We start from the raw sequence: 3,016 nt of genomic DNA, 5'->3' as shown, positions 1-3,016 counted from the left end.
CGGACCGACGGCGAGAGCGCGGCGGCTTCGCCCGAGGGTGCGGCTTCAGGGGCTGGAGCGGCTGCCGGAGCAGCTGCGGCGGGCGCAGGCGCGGCGGCAGCGCCACCGGCCTCGACGGTCGCGATGGTCGCGCCGACATTCACCGTATCGCCGACCGCGACGAGCTGCTGGCCCATCACGCCTGCGACAGGCGAGGGGACCTCGACCGACACCTTGTCGGTCTCGAGGCTGGCGATGGGCTCATCGACGGCGACGGCTTCGCCGGGCTTCTTGAGCCATTCGCCAAGGGTGGCTTCGGTGATCGATTCGCCGAGGACGGGGACTTTAACTTCGGTCATTGCAGATCAGCCTTTCCGGGTTCTGCGGATTTCTTCACGGACGCTGTGTCCGAGTGCGTCGGCGACGAGTGCGCCCTGTTCGGCCTGGTGGCGCTTCATCAGGCCCGTTGCCGGCGAAGCGGCGGCGGCGCGGCCGGCATAGCGGGCGCGCTGCGGCTTGATCTTCGCGGCCTTGAGGCACTCCTCGATGAACGGCTCGACGAAGAACCAATAGCCATTGTTCTTCGGTTCTTCCTGCGCCCAGATGACTTCCTCGAGATTGGTCATCCGCGCGAGACGCAGGGTCAGCGGCTCGCTGGGGAAGGGATAGAGCTGTTCGATGCGGACGATCGCGGTGTTCTTGTCGCCTGCCGCGTCGCGAGCCTCGATCAGGTCGTACGCCACCTTGCCGGTGCACAGCACGAGCCGCTTCACGTCCTTGTCGGCAGGCGCCGAAGGATCGGAAAGGATGCGCATGAAGTGCGTGTCGCCGGTGAAGTCCGATGCCTTCGACACCGCCATCTTGTGCCGCAGCAGCGACTTGGGCGTCATCAGGATCAGCGGCTTGCGGAAAGACCGGTGCATCTGGCGGCGGAGCAGGTGGAAATAGTTCGCCGGCGTCGTGACGTTGGCGACCTGCATATTGTCCTGCGCGCACAGCTGCAGCATGCGCTCCGGCCGGGCCGAGCTGTGCTCGGGGCCCTGGCCTTCATAGCCATGCGGCAGCAGCATCACGAGGCCGTTGGCGCGCAGCCACTTGGCTTCGCCCGACGCGATGAACTGATCGATCATGATCTGCGCGCCGTTGACGAAGTCGCCGAACTGCGCCTCCCAGAGGACCAGCGACTTCGGATCGGCCAGGGCATAGCCATATTCGAAGCCGAGCACGCCATATTCGGACAGCGGGCTATCGAGCACTTCGAAGCGGCCGTGCGGGATCTCGCCGAGCGGGATGTAGCGATGCTCGTCGGTCTGGTCGATCCACACCGCGTGACGCTGCGAGAAGGTGCCGCGGCCCGAATCCTGGCCCGACAGGCGGACGCCATAGCCCTCCGACAGCAGCGAGCCGAAGCCGAGCGCTTCGCCGGTCGCCCAGTCGAAATTCTCGCCCGATTTGAACATCTCGCGCTTGGCGTCGATCACGCGGGCCAGCGTCTTGTGGATGGTCAGGCCCTCGGGGATGTCGGTCAGCGTGCGGCCGAGGCTGTCGAACAGCTTCTTGTCGATGCCGGTCTCGAGATTGCGGCGCGCGCCTTCGGCATCCGCCGGGGCATGCAAGCCCGACCAGCGGCCGGCGAACCAGTCCGCCTTGTTGGGCAGATAGGAGGCACCCGCCTCGAACTCGCCTTCGAGCAAATTGGTGAACTCAGTCACCTTGCCGTCGACGAAGCCCGCGTCGATCGAGCCTTCGGCGACGAGGCGCTTGGCATAGACTTCGCTGACCGGCGGATGCTGCTTGATGCGGGCATACATCAGCGGCTGGGTGAAGCTCGGCTCGTCGCCTTCGTTATGGCCGAAGCGGCGATAGCACCACATGTCGATCACGACGTCGCGGCCGAAGGTCTGGCGGAACTCGATCGCGACCTTGCAGGCGAAGGTCACGGCTTCGGGATCGTCGCCATTGACGTGCAGGATCGGCGCCTGGACGCCCTTCGCCACGTCCGACGGATAGGGCGAGGAGCGCGCGAATTGCGGGCTGGTGGTGAAGCCGATCTGGTTGTTGATGATGAAGTGAATACAGCCGCCGGTATTGTAGCCGCGGATGCCCGAGAAGCCGAGGCATTCCCAGACGATGCCCTGGCCCGCAAAGGCCGCGTCGCCATGGAGCAGCACGGGCAGGACCTGCTCATGCTTGGCGAGATCGCCGCGGAAGGTCTGCTGTGCACGCACCTTGCCGAGCACGACCGGATCGGCGGCCTCGAGGTGCGACGGGTTCGCGACCAGCGACATATGGACGTTGATGCCGTCGAACTCGCGGTCGGTGCTGGTGCCGAGATGGTATTTCACGTCGCCCGATCCGCCGACATCCTCGGGATTGGCCGAGCCGCCCGAGAATTCGTGGAAGATCACGCGGAACGGCTTGGCCAGCACGTTGGCGAGCATGTTGAGGCGGCCGCGATGGGCCATGCCGTACACGATCTCGCGGACGCCCATCTGGCCGCCGTACTTGATGATCGCTTCCATCGCCGGGATCATCGCTTCGCCGCCGTCGAGGCCGAAGCGCTTGGTGCCGACATATTTGCGGCCCAGGAACTTCTCCCACTGCTCGGCCTCGATGACCTTGCTCAGGATCGCCTTCTTGCCTTCCGGCGAGAACTGGATGGCCTTGTCCTTGCCCTCCATCCGGTCCTGGAGGAAGCGGCGCTCCTCCACGTCCGAGATGTGCATATATTCGAGGCCGACATTGCCGCAGTAATTGGCCTGAAGGATCGAGACGATCTCGCGGACGCTTGCCTGCTGCAGGCCCAGCGCGCCGCCGAGATAGATGGGACGATCGAGATCGGCGCCCGAGAAGCCGTGATATTCCGGCGTCATGTCCGCGGGCAGTTCCTGCCGGGCGAGGCCGAGCGGATCGAGATTGGCGGCAAGGTGACCGCGCACGCGATAGGTGCGGATCAGCATCATCGCGCGGATCGAATCGCCGGCGGCGCGGGCGATCTCGTCGGCCGAGGGCGCAGCCGCGGCGGCGGGCGCCGGAG

General features: G+C 65.8%; 2 protein-coding genes. Both read right to left on the bottom strand.

Features of this window, described 5'->3' with window-relative positions:
* A partial coding sequence (locus P1X14_RS21860) for a biotin/lipoyl-containing protein (protein WP_346770469.1) occupies window positions 1–338 on the bottom strand: 338 nt, incomplete at its 3' end.
* A 6-nt stretch (window positions 339–344) separates the two neighbouring features.
* On the bottom strand, window positions 345–3,016 hold a 2,672-nt coding region (locus tag P1X14_RS21855; RefSeq protein ID WP_277317537.1), incomplete at its 5' end, for a 2-oxoglutarate dehydrogenase E1 component.

Origin of the sequence: Sphingomonas sp. AOB5 (assembly GCF_029433115.1) — a bacterium.
Classification (GTDB): Bacteria; Pseudomonadota; Alphaproteobacteria; order Sphingomonadales; family Sphingomonadaceae; genus Sphingomonas.
The sequence above is the reverse complement of the archived record's forward strand: the minus strand, read 5'-3'. Positions and strand labels throughout refer to the sequence as shown.